Raw genomic sequence first — 22,369 nt, 5'->3', positions numbered from 1 at the left:
CATTACATTTTTTCTGCGGAGGACAGACCATGCTGATTGAAAATCATGAATTAACGATGAGCCATGTCGGGTTAGGGAATTTGAATGAGTACGCGCTGCTGCTGTTATTCGGCAACGCACACAGTCACCATTTAACGGACGGAACGGGATTCCGGCCTGATCAGATGGCCGATCACCAAGGGCTGATTTTGTATCCGGCTTATTTTATGACACATCTCAAAGTTCCTTCAGATCAGCCTCTTGATCAGTACCGATTATGGGACGAGGTTTCCGTCGGAGTCGATATCTCCCGGTTTGGAGAAACCATATTAGAATCTGATTATTTGTTCGGGCCGAAAGGAGCGGTCAGCTCTGATAAAGGCGAGTGGGACCGGGGACGGTTTCCTTCTATGAAAGCCAATAGTTTAATTGTCGTCGACGTCACACAAACAGAAGGTTCGACCCGCAAAGTCTCAGCGCCTAAGGCTGAGTGCATTGCGGAACTTTCTAAGCTAGCCAAGCCGCCTTACGCGCTGATGCGGTCAAAGAAAATCAGAACGGACGCCTTCGGTATGAAGCCGGGCAATCTCAAAACAGCAGACCCCGTTTTATATCGGGTTCCTGTTGATCAGGATGCTGCGTCCGGGCATGCAATGGTGTTTGCGAAATTCAGCAAGATAATGGATGCGGCGGAATTTGAATGGATGACGCGCCGGTCGAAGCCGGGTTTTCCGGTTTCAATCGCGCGGCATTTATTTTTGCTCGAAAGAGAGACGTATTATTACGGAAATTGTTTTGCAGATGAAGAGCTTGATATTTATATGACGGGACACATTGAAGAATGCGATCCCGACTTTCACGGTGAGTCCCTCGGTATGATCTCAGTGGCGAAAATCAGCTATCAGATTGAAGTCTATATGAAAAGAAATCATACATTGCTGGCCATTTCCAAGGTGGATAAGCTGCTGGCGGTGCCGACCTCTTCACAAGATCATATTCCGGATTATAAACGGGTCATCAGAAGTTTATAAAATGAAGAATGGAGCTGAAAGCAAATGGAACAAACCAAGGAAATGAAGCAGATCATCGCTCAAATCATTCAGGACATTCAAGAACAGCAGTCATATCGGGCCGTCGAAGCGGGAGATGATGTGAGAGTCATAGAGGATCTGGGCTTCTCATCACTGGATATCGCTCAATTAGTCGCACAGATGGAGATGGAAACCGGAGTAGATCCTTTTTCCCAAGGAGAAACGATTTCCAGCATTACAACCGTCGGCAGCATTTGTGATATTTATCAAAAATATATGGACAGTGCACAATCATGAAAACAGAAAGCGGGGGAGATATCAGCTGGGTGACTGATAAGCTTAGGGAAACGCAAGACAGTGAGTTTCTCATTTTTAAAGGGCAGACTTTTACGTATGATGATTTGCTGGCACGAATCAGCTTTTTTCAGAAAGAACTTGAACAAAACGGAATACGTGAAGGAGAATGTGTGGCGCTTATCGGGGATTATTCCCCGAACGCCATTTTTTTGCTGATGGCGCTTTTGTTAAACCGAAATATCGTTGTCCCTCTCAGCAATGAATCAAGGGAAAAGCATCTCGATATGTTTGAAGACGCGAAAGTGAATCAAATCATTGAAATAAATGAAAATGACAGCTGGACGCTTCGTGAAGGTTCTGAAAGCGACTCTCACCCTCTGCTTGATGACCTGCGCAAGAGAGGGGAATCAGGCATTATTATTTTCACATCGGGAACCTCCGGCAAAAGCAAAGCATCCGTGTTAAGCGCCGGCCGGCTGCTTGAAAAATATAAAACGGCGAAGAGAAAACCGCTGCGTACGCTCATTTTTTTGAAATTAGATCATATCGGCGGCATTAATACGCTGTTTGCGATTCTGTTTAACGGGGGAACGATCGTCACATCAGTCAGCAGAACGCCGGAGTCCGTTTATCAGGCGGTCGACAAACATGCTGTCCAAGTGCTCCCCGCCACCCCGACCTTTTTAAACATGCTGCTGATGTCCAAGGCGGATGCCGGCTATAACCTCTCTTCACTTCGGCTGATCACTTACGGCACAGAGCCGATGCCGCAATCAACGCTGCGCGGCATCCACCGGATGTTTCCGGATGTACGGCTGAAACAAACATACGGATTAACTGAACTGGGTATATTCTCAACGAAATCAAAAGACAGCCAATCCACTTGGATGAAAGTGGGCGGCGCCGGAACAGAGACCAAAATTACCGGAGGCACGCTTTGGATCCGTTCTGACTCGGCGATGCTCGGCTATTTAAACGCACCGTCACCCTTCGATGAGGACGGCTGGTATGACACCGGTGACCAGGTGGAAACAGACGGCGAATATATAAGAATTCTCGGAAGAAAGAGTGAAATCATTAATGTGGGCGGAGAGAAAGTGTTTCCGGCAGAGGTGGAAAGCGTCTTTCTGGAGATACCGAATGTCCGGGATGTTCTCATAACGGGCAGAAAAAATCCGATTACGGGCGAGATTGTTGCGGCAGTGGCCGTGCTTGAAAAAGAGGAAGATATCAAATCTTTCAGAAAGCGGGCCGTAGCTCATTGCAAACAGAAGCTGCAGCCATATCAGATACCGCAGATCATCTCTGTTACAGATCGGAAACTGTCTAATGACCGATTTAAAAAAATAAGAAACGTGTAAAACAGGAGGCAAATATGAATAACGGAAAAGTAGCGGTCGTCAGCGGAGGAAGCCGGGGGCTGGGAAAAGCGATTGTACAGACGCTTTTGGATGAGGATTACAAAGTAGCCGCTTTCAGCCGCAGTGAATCTGATTTTATTAACACATTGAGAGAGAGTGAAAAGTACCGCGGCCGCTTTTATTGGGAAGCGGCGGATGCGGCGGATGATGCCGCCATGAAACAGTTTGTTCTTCAAGTATACCGCAAGTTTTCCAGAATAGACGGCTTGGTCAATAACGCCGGTTTGAACCTTGATCAGCTGCTGCCCCTGACCAATGATGAAGACATTGACCGCATCCTCAATCTGAATATCGGTTCAGTCATCAAGCTGACCCGAAACGTTTCCCGTGTCATGCTGAAACAAAATTCCGGATCAATCGTTAACATAAGCTCCATTATCGGCTCAAGAGGATTTAAAGGCACTTCAGTCTACAGCGCATCCAAAGCGGCTCTTGACGGCTTGACGCGAAGCCTGGCCAGAGAGCTCGGGTCGAAAGGAATCCGTGTCAATTCACTTGCGCCCGGTTTTGTGGACACCGATATGACGAAAAATATGCCGGAAAAACAAAAATCGCAGATTATCAGAAGGACGCCGATGGGACGTTTAGGCGAAACAGACGATATGACCGGACTCGTTCGTTTCCTGCTTTCTCCTGAATCGTCCTTTATGACCGGACAGACAATGGCTATAGACGGCGGATTAACTTGTTAAAGCACAGAAAAATTCTTTTGTACAAGGGATGGTATCCTCATGAAATGTATTAACGAATTTTTAAGAACGGTAATAGCGGAAAAGCTGGGTGCCGAGGTAACCGAAGCGGAAGATAAAACCGCTTTTTTTACTCTTGGCGTGACGTCTCTCATCAGTGAAGAAATCATGACCATATTGCATAAAGAATTTACCGGCCTTTCTGAAACGCTGCTTTTTGAATATCCGAACATTGAGAAATTGAGTGAGTTTTTAAGTGCGCAGAAACGAAATCCCGAAAGCGTTCTTGAATTCACAGAAACGGAGCCTGATACGGGAAGCCGGCAGGAAGAAGAATTGCTTCCTGTACAGGCGGCTGAAAAGGTGCCTGAACCGGCAACGGATGAGAGCTCTGATATTGCGGTTATCGGAGTGAGCGGGATGTTTCCGAAAGCGGAAAACCAGCATGATTTTTGGGACAATTTAATGGAAAATAAAGATTGTGTCTCCGAAATCCCAGAGGACAGATGGGACAGCTCTTATTACTCGGAAGAGAAAACGGCAGAATACGCGTCATACAGTAAATGGGGAGGTTTTATTGATCATCCGGATCAATTTGACCCGCTGTTTTTTTCTGTTTCCCCGTGGGAAGCTGATTTAATGGACCCTCAGCAAAAATTGTATGTCACGTGCTGCTGGGAAGCGATGGAGGATGCCGGTTACGGGAACCCGGCGGCGAGGCCGACGGATCAAATTGGTGTATTCGCCGGAGTGACCTGGAATGAATATTCATTAATTGCACACGAAGAAGGTTTCCTCAAAGATCAGTACAAAGGCCCCGGCTCCTTATATTGGGGCATTCCGAACCGGGTTTCTTATTTCCTTGATCTCCATGGCCCGAGCATTGCTGTTGATACGGCGTGTTCTTCATCGCTTGTCGCCGTCCATCAGGCTTGTCAGGCCATTATGTCGGGCGACTGTGAAATGGCGCTTGCCGGAGGCGTCAACCTCAGCTTACATCCGCAAAAATACATGTTTTTAAGCCAATCGCATTTTCTGTCTTCTGAAGGAAAATGCCGCAGTTTCGGTGAAGGCGGAGACGGTTACGTGCCCGGCGAAGGCGCGGGAGCCGTTTTATTAAAACCATTGAAAAAAGCGATTGCGGACAAAGACCACATCTACGGTGTCATTAAGGGGTCCGCCACTAATCACGGCGGCAAAACGACCGGGTATACGGTGCCGAATCCGGAAGCGCACCGGGACCTGATTTTATCCGCTCTAAACAGAGCCGCGGTAAGTCCGGCGGATATCAGCTACATTGAAGCTCACGGAACCGGCACGGCGCTCGGCGATCCGATTGAGATACGCGGACTGTCTATGGCATTTGATAAACAGACCGATGAGAAAAATGACTGCGGAATCGGCTCGGTGAAATCCAATATCGGACATTTGGAAGCGGCTGCAGGGATCGCCGGTTTAATCAAGGTGCTTTTAAGCATGAAACATGAAACGCTTCCCGCCAGTCTGCACTCCGAGGAACTGAACCGCAAGATTTCTTTTTCTGATTCGCCATTTTATGTCGTCCGAAACAACCGGCCGTGGCCGGCTGAAGGAGATAAACCGAGAATCGCCGCAATCAGTTCATTCGGAGCAGGAGGCTCTAATGCCCATCTGATTGTAGGTGCTTATCAGCCAAAACGGCAAGCTGACGGGAATACTGAGCAAAAACCGCATGCCGTCGTATTAAGCGCACATTCCGAACAGCAGCTGAAAGAATATGCCGGGAAATTGAGCTTCTTTCTTGCCCGATTGGAAAACTCGCCTTCTGCCGGCGGATATAGTCTGGAAAATATCGCTGCCACCTTATTGTCAGGCAGAGAGCCTTTCTCCTTCCGGCTTGCTGTCATTGCATCATCGCTTTCTGAGCTGAAACAGCGATTGGACGGATTTGTAAGCGGTCACAGCGACGGCAGGCATATGTACTTCGGAAAAGCGTCACCCGGGCGGCCGGACGTTTCAGGCCAATCCGTTTCAGATCCTGAGAAATTTGCCGCGCTGTGGGTGAAAGGCCTTCAAGGTTGCAAAAAGCCGAAAACGCCGTATCAGAAAGTTCCGCTTCCTACGTATCCGTTCTTAAAGGAAACGTCCTGGCTGACCGATCAAAAAAAGCGGTATACAAAAAAGCCCCAAAATATCAAAAGGCGTGAAGCGCTGCATCCTCTGCTTGATGAGAATGTTTCATCCGCCCGGAAAGGGACGTTTCAAAAGATATTTTCCAAGGATGAATATTTCTTTAAAGATCATTTAGTGAACGAAAAATATGTGCTTCCCGGAGTCTGTCATCTGGAAATGGCGGCATACGGCGCGGCATTGTGGGGAGAACGCCCGGCCGTCTCTCTTCAAAGTGTGTGGTACATGGAGCCGATTGTGACAGGGACAGACCCAAGATCCGTCATGATAGAGTTTGAAGCAGAAAAAGAGAGTTTAAGCTATGTCATTAAAGAAAAAGGAGCGGACGGCACCCTCTTTTCGCAAGGAGAAGTGATTTGTAAAGAAAAAGGAGCGTCTGTTGAGGCCCCGGCCTTTCAGCTCCCGGCGCCATTTGCGCAGAGAACGGAGCCGAAAGACATCTATCACTCGTTCTCTGAGGCGGGAATCGTGCAAAAGGACAGTTTTCAGGTCATCCGCGAATTCTCTTATACAGAAAGGAAAGCACTGGCCAAATTAACGCTCCCGTCACACTTGGAAGCCGATTTTAAACAGTACATCCTACATCCGTCCTTAATGGATGGCGCTGTTCAAACTGCAATGGCGCATGTGCTGCAATTTCAAAAAGAGCCTGCGCTTATCGTACCGTTTTCCTTCGGAGAAATACAGCTGCTTGAACCGTTAGCGAAAACCGTATTTGTGCATGCGGAGGTAAAAGCGGCCTCCGTTCACCAATTTGATCTGCATATTTGTGATGAGCGCGGCGTGCTGTTGGCGGCAGTGAAAGATTTTATCATAAAAGAGGTGCAGGAAAGCGCCGGGTTTAACCAAAAAGCCGGCGTCACGCCGAAGAAAAGCCGTGAAACGGAATTGCTTATGACACCGGTTTGGAACACCGTCACCATTCCGGAAACCGGCATGCCTTTCATGCGTGAAGAAAAAATAATCGTCATCGGGGCCGGTCCGGATTTTCAGCAGGCTTTGAAAGAGATGTATTCCGATGTCCGTTTTCCGGACATCACTTCTTTGGACAGCGCGGAACAAATGGCTGAAACACTGAAAACGCAAGGCTCTTTTCAACACATGATATGGGCGGCGCCGGATCATCCCATTCCATCCGTTTATGATGCGGATACGGCCGACGGACAGGAGCACGGGGTCATGCAGCTTTTCCGGCTGATAAAAGCGCTTCTGCTTATGAATTTTGACACGGAACAACTATCATTGACAATCTGCACGTTTCAAGCACAGCCGATTCATGAACATGATGAGGTCAATCCGAGTCATGCAAGCATACACGGATTAGCGGGGTCGCTCGCAAAAGAATACACCAATTGGAGCATTCGGCTTCTTGATTTGGAATCTCAAAGGGGAGACCGGCATCTCCCCGATGTCTTCTCTTTACCGGCGGACCCCGAGGGAAATCCGTGGGTCTTTCGTGCAGGTCAGTGGCACTGCCAGCAATTGGCCGTCTGCCGGCCTCATACAGATGAGCCTTCATTATACCGGCACGGCGGGGTTTATGTGATTATCGGCGGAGCAGGCGGAATAGGGGAAGTATGGACTGAATATATGATTCAGACCTATCAGGCGAAAATTGTCTGGATCGGGAGAAGGAAAAAAGATATACAGATTGAAAGAAGGCTGAAAAGACTCGCAGCTTTAGGTCCCGCACCGCAATATTTCAGCGCGGATGCTGCGGATTATGACTCTCTCAAACGGGCGTATGACACTATTGTGAAGGAAAATGGAAAGGTCCGCGGAATCATTCACTCCGCCATCGTGTTATCAGACCGAAGTTTTGCCAATATGGAAGAGGAGCAGTTCCGCGCTTCACTTTCTGCAAAAACTGATGTCAGCTTGCAGATTGCCCGGGTAGCTGAAGGGGAACCACTTGATTTCTTGCTGTTTTTCTCTTCGATGATGTCGTTTCAAAAAGCGCCGGGACAAAGCAATTATGCCGCCGGGTGCACGTTTAAAGACGCTTTTGCTAAGCGGATCTCACAGAAAGCGCCGTATGCTGTAAAAGTTGTCAATTGGGGTTTTTGGGGAAGTGTCGGCGTCGTGGCTTCAGAACAATACCGGAAACGGATGGAGCGGGACGGAATCGCTTCTATTGAGGCGCCCGAAGCGATGAAAACGCTGGAAACCCTGCTTTCCGGACCTCATGACCAGCTGGCGCTGATCAAAACGACAGATCCACTTTTTATGAAAGACGATCTGAAAGAACAAGTAACGGTTTATCCGGAAAAGATTCCTTCCGCACTCGGACAATTAGCGGTTAACATCACGCAGAATGACGAAGCTGAGCGGTTAAAAGCATCAAGTGTCATGAGCTGCATGAGAGAGATGGAATCCCTTATTGAAAAAATGCTTGTATCAACCCTTTATGAGATGGGAGCCGGGCTTGATCAGGCTTTGCCGTTATTTCAATCGGCTGCCGGCATAACGGAACAATACAGCAGATGGCTGAAAGAGAGCTTTGTCCTCCTGACTGAATTAGCGCTTGCTCCGGAAAAAACGGATTTAGGGCAGGTATGGGAGGAATGGGAGCGGAAAAAAGAGACTTGGCTGCGCCAGAAAGACATGAGGGCGCATGTCAGATTGGCAGAAGAGACATTGCGTGTGCTTCCAGACATTTTAACCGGTAAGCTTCCGGCAACGGAAGTGATGTTCCCTGACTCCTCCTTCCGTCTTGTGGAAGGCATTTACCGCAATAATATCATTTCTGATTTTTTCAATGACAAGCTTGCTGACACATTGATTGAAGTTTTGAAGGAACGTCTGGAAAAAGACCCGCAGGTGAAAATCCGCATTTTAGAAATCGGAGCCGGAACGGGCGGGACGAGCGCCGCGGTCATGAGAAAATTGAAACCGTATGAAGCGCATATTGCCGAATATTGTTTCACGGATATTTCTAAAGCATTTCTTTTACATGCAGAAGACATATTCGGTCCGGAATATCCTTATGTCACTTATAAAATATTCAACGCTGAGCAGCCGGTATCAACAGAAGCGCCGGACATCGGCACGTATGACGCAGTGATCGCGACCAATGTGCTTCATGCGACAAAAAATATCCGCTCTGCGCTGCGCCATGCGAAAGCAATGCTGCAAAAAAACGGCCAGCTGTTTATAAATGAGATCAACAGCCGCACCATATTCAACCATGTGACGTTCGGCCTTCTTGAAGGCTGGTGGCTGTATGAGGATCATGATTTACGGATTCCGGGCTGTCCGGGGGTTGAGCCGTCCGGCTGGGCGGAAGCGCTTTCGCTTGAAGGATTCGTCCATCCTCTGTTTCCGGCTGAAGCCGCACACGACTTAGGCCAGCAGATTATAGCGGCTGAAAGTGACGGAATGGTCAGGCTTGCCCTCCCGCAGGCGTCAGAAGAGAAGCCGGAGCGCTGTCCGTATGACGCAGATGGTCTTTCGGATGATACTTTGCATTTCAGCCTGAGAGAAAAAAGCGTTGAGCTGATGAAGAAGGTAATCGGTGAAGCGCTTAAAGTGCCGGCGCATCGTCTTTTATCCCATGAACCTTTAACCGTATACGGATTGGATTCCATACTGGTCGTCAGACTGACCAACGCGTTAAAAGACGTCTTCGGTTCTGTCAGCAGCACTTTGTTTTTTGAATATCAAACCATTGATGAGCTTGCTGATTACTTTCTGTCTTCCCGTAAAGAAGCGCTCGAGCGGCAATTCGGGAATGGACGGGCTCATCCCGAAAACGCCGGACGGGTGCAGGCTCCCGCAGAAAGCGCCGCGCCGATTCCAAACGTAAGAGAACGGGGCATCGCATATCTGACGGAATTAATAGGAAAAACGCTGAAGATTCCGAGCGGGAGAATGGATCCGTCGGTTTCCTTAACCGCATACGGTTTGGATTCTATTCTGGTCGTCAGGCTCACGAATGCTTTTCGTAACGTGTTTGAGCAAATGACCAGCACCCTCTTTTTTGAATATCAGACGATAGAAGAAATCGCGGATTACCTGCTTCTTTCTCAGCGGGGAGCATTTATGAAAGCGATGGGTGTGCGTGAGGAGCAGCTGTCTGATCACACAGATAACCTGAATGTAAAACAAAACAAGATTCCTCAAAACGAGGAAGGCAGCAGGACGAACGGAGATCCCTATATCCAGGATATCGCTGTCATCGGTCTGTCAGGCCGATATCCGGGCGCCGATCACGTTGATGAGCTGTGGGAAAATGTAAAAGCCGGCAGGCATTCTATTACTGAAGTGCCGAAAGATCGCTGGGACTGGAAAACGTTTTATAACGAGGAACGCGGAAAATGGGGGTCCATTTATTCAAAATGGGGCGGTTTTCTCGATGACATTGATAAATTTGATCCGCTGTTTTTCCGTATATCTCCCGCGGAAGCTGAAAGGATGGATCCGCAGGAAAGGTTGTTTCTGCAGACTGCTTATTCAAGCATTGAAGATGCGGGGTACACCCCGGCCACGCTTTGTGACAGCCGGAAAATCGGAGTCTTTGTCGGTGTGATGAACAGCAATTACCCGACAGTTCCCAGCGACTGGTCTATCGCAAACAGAGTATCGTTTTTGTTCAATTTCCAAGGGCCGAGTATGGCTGTGGATACAGCATGCTCTTCTTCTTTAACAGCTGTCCATCTCGCCGCAGAAAGCCTGCGGAGCGGAATGAGTGAAACAGCGATTGCCGGCGGAGTCAATCTTATCGTTGATCCGGCTCACTATGAGCGGCTGTCCGCTTTTTCAATGCTGTCTCCCGGTGATAAATGCAAATCTTTCGGAGACAGTGCGGACGGTTTTGTTGACGGTGAAGGAGTAGGGGCGATTGTGTTAAAGCCGCTTGCTCAAGCGGAGAAAGACGGCGATCATATTTACGGCGTTATTAAAGGAAGCATGCTGAACGCAGCAGGCAGGACAAACGCTTATATGGTGCCGAATCCGAAAGCGCAGTTTGATCTGATCGCAGAGACGTTGAAACGGACAGACATTCACCCGAGAACGGTCAGTTACTTGGAAGCCCACGGAACGGGCACTGCGCTCGGTGATCCGATTGAAATCGACGGTTTAACGAAAGCTTTTCGCCTGACAACAGAAGACAGGCAGTTTTGTTCCATCGGTTCCATTAAATCAAATATCGGACATTTAGAAAGCGCTGCCGGGATTGCGGGAATCACCAAACTGCTTCTGCAATTGAAACATAAGAGAATTGCCCCTTCATTGCATGCGGCGGAATTGAATCCGAATATTGAGTTTGAGCACACTCCGTTTTTCGTACAGCAAAAAGAAACGGAATGGAAACGACCTGTCTTGAATATCACGGGTGAAATGAAGGAATATCCGAGAATTGCCGGCATTTCCTCGTTTGGAGCAGGAGGTTCAAACGCACATGTCATCATTCAGGAATATGTGCCGTCTGACAGCCTGAAACCAATGGAAAACGCGTCTGTTTCTCCGCAAAAACCGGCTGTTATTATTTTATCAGCGCGAAATGAGCAGCAATTGTCAGAGCGCGCCCGCCAGCTTCTGGATGATGTCATAAGAAAAAAACGTTCTGACGGAGATTTGGCCAAGATCGCTTACACGCTTCAGGCGGGAAGAGAACCGATGGCTGAGCGGCTTGCATTTACGGCCGAGTCGATAGAAGAACTGAAAATGAAGCTTATGAGTTTCTCAAACGATCATAATATCGACCATGCTCATATCTGGCGGGGCAGGACAGCCAAACATCATTCATTGGCGGCTTCGCTCACTTCTGATGAAGATATGGCGCTTACTATAAATGCCTGGCTGAAAAAAGGGAAATACGGAAAGCTGCTTGACCTTTGGGTTAAAGGACTTGACGTCGATTGGTCAGCTCTTTATCAGCGCAACCCGGGCCGCATCAGTCTCCCGGCCTACCCTTTTGCCAAAGACCGATATTGGGTAACAAAAGCTGATGTGTCACTCGACAAAACAGGCTCAGCGGAAAGTAAGAAAGCAGCCAGACTTCACCCGCTGCTCCATGCGAATACATCGACCTTTACCGCCCAGCGCTTTACTTCTGTTTTTTCAGGACATGAACCGTTTTTTGCCGATCATATCGTCAATGGAAAACCGGTGCTTCCGGGCGCGGCTGCTTTAGAAATGGCCCGGGCCGCCGTTACGCTTGCTGCTGAAGACTTGCCGGGCGGGAAAACGGGTGTCCGGCTCAAACAGATCGTTTGGCTCCGGCCGGTGACGGCACTTTCTGAAGGAGTGACGCTTCATGTAAAGCTTCAGCCGGAAGAAAACGGAGACATCGCTTTTGAAGCGTATGCCGAAGGAGAAGAGCCGCTTGTCTTTTTCCAGGGAAAGGCCGTGCTCGAAGAGACGGAGCGTGCTCCTGTACTCGATGTGGAAGCGGTTCAGGCGCGCTGCGGCGGTCGTCACTTGTCAAAGGCTGAGTGCTATGAAGCGTTCGACAGCCTCGGCATCACCTACGGACCGTCGCATCAGGCGCTTGACGCCGTCTATGCCGGAAGCGGAGAAGTGCTCGCAAAGCTCACCCATCCGCCGTCCGCCCGCGAGGAAAAGGAGCCGTTCATCCTGCATCCGAGCATGCTGGACGCCGCCCTTCAGGCTTCTATCGGTCTCGTGCTCTCAGACGGTTCCGCGTCCGGACGGCCGTTCTTGCCGTTTGCCCTCCAGGATATGCAGGTGTTTTCTGGGTGCCGGGAGACGATGTGGGCGGTGCTTTCTTCAGCAGACGGCGCCTATCATATTGAGCTGTGTGATGAAAACGGCGAGGTATGTGTCCGATTGACGGGGCTCACCGCCCGTTTTCTGGAAGAGGAAACGGATGAAAAACCGCTCTTGCTTCAGCCAAAGTGGCAGGAATCACCGCCGGATGAAGCCGACGGACAAGAAGAGTCTTTCAGATACGTGACGCTGTATGGCGGAATGAACGCTGAGGACATAAGCGGCGCCGTATGTGCGGCTGACGGCGAAGGTCCGATTGAAGACCGTTATGACGCCTGCGCGGCGGAGCTGTCAGCGATCGTCACGCGTCTTATCAAAGAAAAACAGAAGAAAAAAACGCTGATCCAGCTTCTTGTCCCCGACAGGGGGGAAGACAATGTATTGGCGGGGCTGGCCGCTTTTCTGAAAACGGCTCACCTTGAACATCCGAAGCTGTACGGCCAAGTCATCCAAGCCGATCCGGACGAGTCAGCATCATCGCTTCTTGTCAAGCTGACAGAAAACCGGGCGCATCCTGAACAAGCGGAAATCCGTTATGAAGACGGCAAACGTCTCGTCAGAAACTGGCGTCATCTGCCGGCCCCTCAAAGCGGCGCCGTTCCGTGGAAAGACGAAGGGGTCTACCTCCTCACCGGGGGAGCGGGCGGCATCGGCCTGATTTTCGCTGAAGAAATAGCTTCCCGCGTCAAAAACGCCGTCCTCGTATTAACGGGGAGGGCGGAAGCACTTGATGAAGAGCGCTCCGCCCGCTTACGGCGCTTGGCAGCGTCGGGCGCCCGCGTATTTTATCAACCGGTTGACGTGACAGACAGGGCGGCGGTCAACGCCCTCGTCCGCGGCATACAGGAGGAGCACGGAACACTCGACGGGATCATTCACGGTGCCGGCGTGATCGCTGACAACTACATTCTGAACCAGACAGAAAACGAACGGAAGACCGTCATGGCGCCGAAGGTGAAAGGGCTTATCAATCTTGATGAAGCAGCGAAAGATGTGCGGCTGGACTTTTTCATCCTGTTTTCTTCCTTGGCGGGAGGCATGGGAAATCCGGGGCAGGCCGGTTATGCGGCAGCCAACGCATTTATGGATGTTTATGCAGCCCGCCGGAACCGTCTCGTGCGGGACAACAAGCGGAGCGGGCAGACCCTGTCCGTCAACTGGCCGCTTTGGGAAGAAGGAGGTATGCGCGTGGACAAAGAGACCGAACGGCTGATGTACGAACAGACCGGAATGAAAGCCATGCGATCGGCGTCAGGCATCCAAGCGCTGTACGCCGCTTTTGCCTCCGGAGAACACCAGGTCATGGTGGCAGAGGGCGACGAAAAACGGATTCGAAAAAACCTGATGCCTGAAACGCCGGAACCGTCCAATAGCATTCATGTGTCAAGGAAGACGCCCGTCCATATGCCGAATAAAGTACAAGCGGAACTTAAACATATGATATCAGGCCTTCTGAAGGTGAAAGAAGACGAGATAGATGCTGAATCAGAGATGAGAGATTATGGCTTTGATTCGGTTTCATTCACGCAGTTTGCAAATGAACTAAATAAAACGTATGGGCTTGAACTGACACCGGCCGTATTTTTTGAATACCCGACAGTCTTTAGTTTTGCCCAATACTTGCTGACGGAACATCCGGATACATTCGGCTCACAGGCAGAAACAGAAACGGAGAAACCGGTTGTGCGTAAAAAAATGAAGACGGAGCCATTCTTGATTCCGTCCCGTCTTCCTAAAACAAAAACCGCAGCTGCCCCTGAGCCCGTGGCGATAATCGGAATCAGCTGTGCATTTCCAATGGCTGAAAATCCGGAAATGTTTTGGGAGAATTTAGCCGGAGAAAAGGACTGCATTTCTGAAATACCGCCGGAGCGCTGGGACTGGAGACAGTATTACGGAGATCCGCAGAAAGATAAAAATGCGAGCAATGTAAAGTGGGGCGGCTTCATTGATGAAACCGCTCAATTTGATCCTTTATTTTTCGGTATTTCTCCGCATGAAGCCGAAATGATGGATCCTCAGCAAAGGCTTTTAATGATGCATGTATGGAAAGCGATTGAAGATGCCGGCTGCTCTGCCAAAAGCTTGTCAGGTACAAATACAGGCATCTTTGCAGGCACGACAAACAGCGGTTACGCCCAGGAAGCTTCAAAGTTCCATATAGAGATTGAGGGTTCTTCCGCCGCCGGAACGGTTCCGTCAATCGGTCCGAACCGCATGAGCTATTTTCTGAATATACATGGGCCGAGCGAACCGATTGAAACCGCCTGTTCAAGCTCATTGGTCGCTGTTCACCGTGCGGTCAGGGCAATTCAGGCCGGAGACTGCGGCATCGCGATTGCAGGAGGCGTCAATGCTATTGTGTCGCCGGATATGCATATTAGCTTTAATAAAGCGGGAATGCTCAGTGAAGACGGGCGCTGCAAAACATTTTCCGATCAAGCGGACGGGTATGTCAGAGCTGAAGGTGCCGGTATGATTGTTTTGAAAACATTATCCGCTGCGGAACGTGACGGCGACCGTATTTATGCCGTTATTCGCGGAACGGCGGAAAATCATGGCGGAAGGGCGGCTTCCCTTACATCGCCGAATCCGAAAGCACAGACAGAAGTCATGATAAAAGCGTATCAGCAAGCGAACATCGACCCCCGTACAGTGAGTTATATTGAAGCCCACGGCACGGGAACGGCGCTCGGAGATCCGATAGAAATCAACGGACTCAAAGCGGCTTTTGCAGCGCTTTATCAGAAAGCCGGAGTAACGGCACCCGATCAGCCTCATTGCGGCCTCGGTTCCGTCAAAACGAATATCGGCCACACAGAGCTTGCCGCCGGCATGGCCGGGCTTTTAAAAATTATTTTGCAGATGCAGCACAAAACGCTCGTTAAAAGTCTGCATTGTGAAACCGTTAATCCGTATATCAGCCTCGACGGCAGCCCGTTTTATTTCGTCCGCGACACTCAGCCGTGGAAAGCGGCGACTGATGATAGCGGAAATGAACTGCCGCGGAGAGCGGGTGTCAGCTCGTTCGGATTTGGCGGTGTCAACGCTCATGTCGTGCTCGAAGAATATGTTTCTCCTGTTGAAGAGAAACAATGGACTGCCGGTGAACTTCAGCCGTCCTTATTCATTCTCTCGGCAAAGACGGCGGAACAGCTGAAGGAACGTGCGGAACAGCTGCGCAGATATTTGGAAAAGTCACAATCAGCTGACGGAACTTTTGAGGGTATCGCTTATACGCTTCAGCTTGGCCGGGATGAAATGGAAGAGCGCCTTGCCGTCATTGCTGAAACAAAAGAAGAGCTTACGAACGCGCTGAATGATTTCCTCAGCGGCAAGGAGACGGGGCAGAATTTCTTTACAGGCCGGAACAAAGCGATGAAACAGCTGTTTACAGAGATGACGGACAACGCAGAAATGAGCGGGACCATAGATCAATGGATTGAAGCAGGAAAGTATGCAATGCTTGCAAAATTATGGGTGCAAGGCTTGCATGTCGACTGGAATAAATTATATCCGGACGAAAGGCCAAAAAAAGTCAGCCTGCCCGTCTATCCTTTTGCGAAAACACATTGCTGGATACCGCACAGAGCGCAGCATATAAGGCACCGGGAGACTTATGAGACTGATATGTCCCCGCTTGAGACTTATGAACACCTGCTTGATGAATTGGAGAGAAACGAAATAAGCATAGAAGCCGCTGTAAAAAGAACGATCGGTTTTTACAGGGATTAGCGTAATGGAGGAAACCATATGAAAGAGTTTCTGCACCGGGTTTTTTCTGACGTCAAAAATAAAAAAATGACAAAACAGGATGCGATCGGCATTTTGCGCGATTATGATATGCGGATGGGACTTCGCCAAGCGAATTCCCTTCATCCGCTTGCTCAGCAGCATATTTCCGATGAAACGGGACTGGGATTCTCGGCAGCTTTCAGCGGCCGGGAATTTTTTCTCGCTGATGTTTCTTTACAGCGTAAAAAGCTTATGCCCGGAGAACTTCTTTTGGAAATGGCGAGAGCTGCGGCTGTTTTGACAGTAAAGGAGACTGAGGCTGTCCGGCTGACACATATCGTGTGGTCAAAGCCCATTCTGACTGAGGCTGAACCGTTCCATATCGAAATCAGGCTGATACCCGCAGAGGGTGAAGCCAAAAGGTTTGAGATTTATAATCCATTTTCTGCCGATTTCAGTCATCATGATGTGTACAGCCAAGGGACGATTCAGCCAGTTGATGCTGCGCCTGGCATGCTGGATATCAGCCGCTTGAAGGAAAACAGCGGCTTCCTGATGGATCAGCAGCAAATTGAAGCCATCACCCAGAACGATACCGTTCAATACAGTGAGCACATGAAAGGAATTGAGCGTATTTACGCCTCAGCAGGACGGATGCTGGCAGACATATCAATTCCATTGACAAACCAAAAAGAATCCGCCCGATTCGGCCTCCCTCCCTGTGTGATGCAAAGTGTGACAGAGGCATGCGCGCTGCTTGGCGGCAAAGAATATAAAACGCTCGCCCCGGTTTCATTGGACGAGCTTTTGTTTTATGAACCTTGTCCTGACAAAGTATGGGCCGAGATACAAGAGAAGGCGGGGAGCTTTTATATTGATTTATGTGACGAAGAAGGAAAAATATGGGCTTCCCTGTCGGGGTTGAAGCTGCAGCCTGTCATCAAGACGGGCGCTCCCGGAAAAACCAATGCCGAACACCGCAGTGAACGTTTGTATGAACAAACGCTTCTTCAGCTCAAAACGCTTTTTGCCCTGACTACAAAAATTGCTGTTTCCAACATAGATACTGAAGAGCCGCTGGAAACTTACGGAATCGACTCAGTCACTGTGACGAAATTGAACCGCGAATTGTCTCTGCTTTTCGGTGACCTTTCCAAAACGGTTTTTTACGAATATAAGACACTGGGCTCCCTGGCAGCTCACTTCGTCACGGATTATCCAAAAGAATGCCGAAAGTGGACAAATGATGATGAGCACCGTTCAGGCATATCAGAACAGGTTTTGGCAAATGAAGATTTTCCGGTGCTTCCGTCGTTTATCAAGCGAAAGAAACGGCCTTCTTTATCCAATGAGAACCAGGCAAAAGAAGGGATTGCGATTATCGGAGTCAGCGGACGTTATCCGCAAGCTGAAACACTTGAAGCGTACTGGGATAACTTAGCTGCCGGAAAAGACTGTGTGAAGGAAATTCCCGAAGAGCGCTGGGAAAAGGACAAGTACTACAATCCTGATCCCGAAACGGCCGTGAAAGAAGGGAAAAGTTACAGTAAGCGGGGCGGGTTTCTGAAAGATGCCGCTTTCTTTGATCCGCTGTTTTTTCAAATTTCACCCCGTGATGCTTTGAATATGGACCCGCAGGAGCGTCTCTTTATTGAAATGTGCTGGCAGGTGCTGGAGGATGCCGGTTATACGAAGGAACAGCTTGAGAATCTGTATAACGGCCGGGTCGGCGTTTTTGCGGGCATTACGAAAAACGGGTACGGAATGTACTGGAAAAACGGCGGCACCCTGCAGCCGAAAACGTCGTTCAGTTCAGCGGCCAACAGAGTTTCCTATTTTCTTAATCTGAAAGGGCCGAGCATGCCGGTCGACACGATGTGCTCATCTTCGCTGACTGCAATCCATGAAGCGTGTGAAAACATCCTTCGCGGCGAATGCGACATGGCGATTGCCGGCGGTGTGAATGTGTATACGCATCCTTCGGCTTATGCGGAGCTCAGCGCCTATCGAATGCTTTCAAAAGACGGAACGTGCAAAAGTTTCGGTGAAGGCGGGGACGGATTTGTTCCCGGTGAAGGCGTCGGGGCCGTGCTGTTAAAGCCGCTGTCAAAAGCGATGGCTGATAAGGACCATATTTACGGTGTGATTCGCGGCACTCATATTAATCACGGAGGCAGAACAAACGGGTATACAGTGCCGAGTCCGAGCGCCCAGGCTGACGTGATTTCCGGTGCGCTTGATAAATCAGGAATACATCCGCGGATGATCAGCTGTATCGAAGCCCACGGCACGGGCACTGAACTCGGAGATCCGATCGAGATTGACGGTTTGACCCGCGCATTTCAAACGAAAACGTCAGATAAAGGTTTTTGCGCCATCAGCTCAGTTAAATCCAATATCGGGCATTTGGAAGCCGCGGCAGGCATTGCCGGTGTAACGAAACTGCTGCTCCAGTTTCAAAAACGCAAGCTGGCCCCCTCTTTACATTGCCGGAAATTGAATCCGAATATTGCATTCGACCGGACGCCGTTTGTGGTGCAGCGTGAATTGGCAGACTGGAAACGGCCGGTCATTGAGGAAAACGGAGCGCAGAAAGAGATTCCGAGAATCGCGGGCATCTCTTCTTTTGGTGCGGGCGGGGCAAATGCCCACATATTGATAGAAGAATATATTGAACCTGATAGGGAGATTTCCGAGCCATTCACAGATGAAGATCCCGCAGTCATTTTATTATCCGCCAAACAGGAGGCCAGCCTGAAGCAGCGGGCGCAGCAGCTTCTTCAAGCGATCAGAAAAAATGACGTCACAGACCGCAGTCTCCGGGATGCGGCTTACACCCTTCAAACCGGAAGAGAAGCGATGGAAGAACGTGCGGCGTTTATCGTGACGTCGACAGAGCAGTTAGCGGAAAAACTGCAGCGTTTTATTGACGGCGGGACAGACGGCTGCTTCAGGGGAAAAAGCAAACAGTATAAAGACATTCTAGCCGTTTTTAAGGATGAAGATATGCAAGAAGCCGTCCGTAAATGGATGAAAAGAAAAAAATTCGCGAAGCTTCTGGAACTTTGGGTAAAAGGGCTGAAGATTGATTGGTCAGAGCTTTATAACGGCAGCCTGCCGCACCGCATCAGCCTTCCCGGTTATCCATTTATAAAGGACCGGTATTGGCCGGTCGATGCAGCGCCGGACAATGTTCGTGATGCTGAAACACATTCTGAAACATTGTGTGAAACCCGCTTTTTACAGAAAAGCTGGGCAGAAAGCAGCAGTGTTCCGGTTAAGGAAGTGCGGGGCGTCATCGGAATAGCCGCCGATCACCAGACAGGAAATTTGGCCGTTGAGCTGTCCCGTTATTTCCCCGTGTCTGAAATCATTGACGCTGCATCACCGGAAATATCCGGGGACGCGGCCCGGTTTGGCGGTCTGATTGATGTGACCGGATGCGGAACGGAAATCAATCATGATGACGGCTGGATTCAACATCTGCAGTCTCTCATTGACAACAGAAACCGCGGCCGAAAGCTTCAGCTGCTTTGTGTGACAAAGGGGCTTGAACCTTTTGCAAATGAAACGATAAATCTCTCAGGTGCAAAAAAGGCCGGATTGTACCGGATGCTCCAAAGTGAGTATAAGGATATCCGCTCGCGGCATATGGATGCAGAACGGACTGCCGAAGATCCTGAGCTGGCAAACCAGATCGCAGAGGAGTTTTTTCGCGATTCTGAGGACATCGAAGTGTGTTACAGAAACGGTGTGCGCTATCACGCGCGGTTAAAAGAAACAAACAGCTTAGCAGAAAAAGAATTTTCATTTCCGAAAGACCATGTACTCTGGATCACCGGAGGGACCCGGGGACTCGGATATTTATTCGCCCGGCATTTTGCCGAACGATACGGAGTCACGAAACTCGTGCTTACCGGAAAAGAAACCATGCCGCCGAAAGCGGAGTGGGATGATCATGTCAAACGGAATTCCCCGTTTTCCACAAAAGTGAGAAGAATCAGAGAGCTCGAGCAAAAAGGTGTCCGAACGGAAGTGCTGTCTGTATCTTCCGGCCCTGAATATGAGCAGGCCGTCAGCCGGGTGAAAGAGGAGATGGGACCGATAGGAGGCGTGATACACGCAGCGGGAGCCGTAGATCTCGATCATCCGGCCTTTATCCGTAAAACAAGAGAACAGATGATGCCCGTGGTTGAGCCTAAAACAGACGGACTGGACCTGTTGTATCAAGCGCTGCACAAGGAGCCTCTCCGGTTTTTTGCGCTGTTTTCTTCAGTGTCCGGCGTGATGCCGGAATTAGGAGCGGGACAAAGCGATTATGCCATGGCCAACGCCTATATGGATTATTTTGCGGCCGCAAAAGGTTTTCCGGTGCTGAGCATTCAATGGCCGAGCTGGAAAGAAACGGGTATGGGCGAATCAAAAAGCCGGGCCTATCTGAAAAGCGGTTTAAAGAGCATCACTGACAGAGAAGGGCTGAGCCTGTTTGATGCCATCATGGCAGGCGATTGCGGATCTGTTATTATGCCGGCCGTCATTCACCCGGAAAAATGGGAGCCTGACCGTCTGCTGCTTTCATCCGGCCTTACCGAAACAAAGCAGCAGGAACAGGCCGATACAGAAAGCGTTGAGGAGTGGCTGACGGGCATTTGCTGCCGGGAATTAAGACTGGAGCCGTCAAGATTTGAATCTGATACACCGTTTCAAGATTACGGAGCCGATTCCATCATGCTTGCCCAAGTGTCCAGAGCGATCGGAAAGAGGATCAAAGCTGACCTTGACCCGGCGGTGCTGTATGAATACCCTACGGTTGCTGCGCTGGCCGGATGGCTTGAAACAGCATATCCGGAAATCAAAGCTGTCGTTTCAAAACCGGTTCAGCCTGTAATCCCGGACGTTCCGAAACAAACAGCAGCCGCTGTCTTTCAGCCTTCTGGTGCTAGAGCGGCGCAAGACATAGCTGTTGTCGGAATGTCCTGCCGTTTTCCGGGAGCTGAATCAATTGAAGCTTATTGGAAGCTGCTGTCTGAAGGAACGTCGGCCATTCAAAGGGTGCCGAAAGAACGCTGGAAAACGGAGAAGGCGGATTATGCGGGCCTTTTAAAAAATGTAACGCATTTTGACCCGGAGTTTTTCCTTATTCCCGAAGAAGACATCAAGGCAATGGATATCCAGTCCTTTCTTATATTAGAAGAGGCGCTTCATCTGTTCAGAGACAGCGGTTACTCTTTACAAGAAATGAAAGGCAGGTCAGCCGGTGTCTATTTAGGAGGACGCGGCGGCAGTATGCCTGACGAAAACCGTCTGAAGCATGCAAAAAATCCGATAGTCGCTGCCGGCCCGAATTACTTAGCGGCCAATCTTTCTCAGTTCTTTGATTTGAAGGGGCCGAGTCTTGTTTTGGATACGGCCTGTTCTTCAGCGCTTGTCGGTATGAATATGGCGATACAGGCGCTTTCTTGCGGTGAAATCGACTCAGCGGTGGTCGGGGGAGTCAGTCTGCTGGAATCCGGTCAAACCCACCGGATGTTCGAACTTCGCAATCTGTTAAGCGAAGAGCCTGCGTTTCATATTTTTGACCGCCGCACCGGCGGCATCGTATTGGGAGAAGGCGTCGGAATGGTGTATTTAAAAACAGCGGCCCAGGCTGTAAAAGACGGGGACCGGATTCATGCGGTCATTAAAGGCATTTCCGTAAACAATGACGGCAGAACCGCGGGGCCTGCCACACCGAATATACAGGCGCAGAAAGAAGTGATGGCCAAGGCGCTTGCCAAAAGCGGCAGAAAAGCGGAGGATATCAGCTACATTGAAGCAAACGGTTCAGGCTCTGAAGTAACAGACCTTTTGGAACTGAGGGCGATTGAAGCGGTGTACCGTATGCAAAACAGCGCGCCTTGCGAATTGGGGTCGATGAAGCCGAATATCGGACACCCGTTATGCGCTGAAGGGATTGCCGGATTTATTAAAACAGTGCTTATGCTCTCGCGCCGAATGCGTGTGCCTTTCCTTTCGGGCAAAGAGCCGATGACGCATTACGATCTGTCCGCCTCGCCGTTTTATTTTTCGCACACTCTGCGTGAATGGACGGATTCACCGCGGATTGCCGCCGTCAGCAGTTTCGCTGACGGAGGGACGAATGCCCATGTCATAGTGGAAGCCTGGGAGCAAGAGGCGTATACCCCGGTTAGAAAGCCTTTGCCGAGACAGGAATTAAAGCGCCGGCCCATTCGTTCGGACAAAGCCGAAAGCCTGCATGAAAACGCACATAAGTCCCGCCCGAATACGTTTTGGAAACAAATGAAGACTTACTGAT

Annotated in this window: 6 protein-coding genes; all 6 read left to right on the top strand. The window is 49.9% G+C overall.

The genetic code is table 11. The features are described 5' to 3' along the window. Positions 1–29: 29 nt before the first annotated feature. The 6 genes from SB847_RS07160 to SB847_RS07135 are packed head-to-tail and all read left to right on the top strand — an operon-like array spanning position 30 to position 22,368. Positions 30–1,010 carry an LnmK family bifunctional acyltransferase/decarboxylase gene (locus SB847_RS07160; RefSeq protein WP_410577494.1) on the top strand — a complete coding sequence of 327 codons (981 nt, stop codon included), beginning with the start codon at positions 30–32 and terminating at the stop codon, positions 1,008–1,010. A gap of 24 nt (positions 1,011–1,034) precedes the next feature. Then, positions 1,035–1,307 (top strand): acyl carrier protein, encoded by a 273-nt coding sequence (locus tag SB847_RS07155; protein ID WP_003153264.1) that lies wholly within the window; start codon positions 1,035–1,037, stop codon positions 1,305–1,307. After that, positions 1,304–2,668: a long-chain fatty acid--CoA ligase gene (locus tag SB847_RS07150; protein WP_410577493.1), complete on the top strand. Its 1,365-nt coding sequence runs from the start codon at positions 1,304–1,306 to the stop codon at positions 2,666–2,668. The genes SB847_RS07155 and SB847_RS07150 overlap by 4 nt, the downstream gene beginning before the upstream one ends. A gap of 14 nt (positions 2,669–2,682) precedes the next feature. Then, positions 2,683–3,420: an SDR family oxidoreductase gene (locus tag SB847_RS07145; protein WP_007408405.1), complete on the top strand. Its 738-nt coding sequence runs from the start codon at positions 2,683–2,685 to the stop codon at positions 3,418–3,420. Between the two features lie 39 nt (positions 3,421–3,459). Further along, on the top strand, positions 3,460–16,053 hold the full coding sequence (locus SB847_RS07140) for an SDR family NAD(P)-dependent oxidoreductase (RefSeq protein WP_410577492.1): 12,594 nt from the start codon (positions 3,460–3,462) through the stop codon (positions 16,051–16,053). Positions 16,054–16,071: 18 nt separating this feature from the next. Beyond that, positions 16,072–22,368: a type I polyketide synthase gene (locus tag SB847_RS07135; protein ID WP_410577491.1), complete on the top strand. Its 6,297-nt coding sequence runs from the start codon at positions 16,072–16,074 to the stop codon at positions 22,366–22,368. Position 22,369: the final 1 nt, after the last annotated feature.

This window comes from Bacillus sp. SIMBA_026, assembly GCF_046535335.1.
Taxonomy (GTDB): Bacteria; Bacillota; Bacilli; order Bacillales; family Bacillaceae; genus Bacillus; species Bacillus velezensis.
Note: the sequence above shows the minus strand (reverse complement) of the source record. Positions and strands in the feature narration are given on the sequence as shown.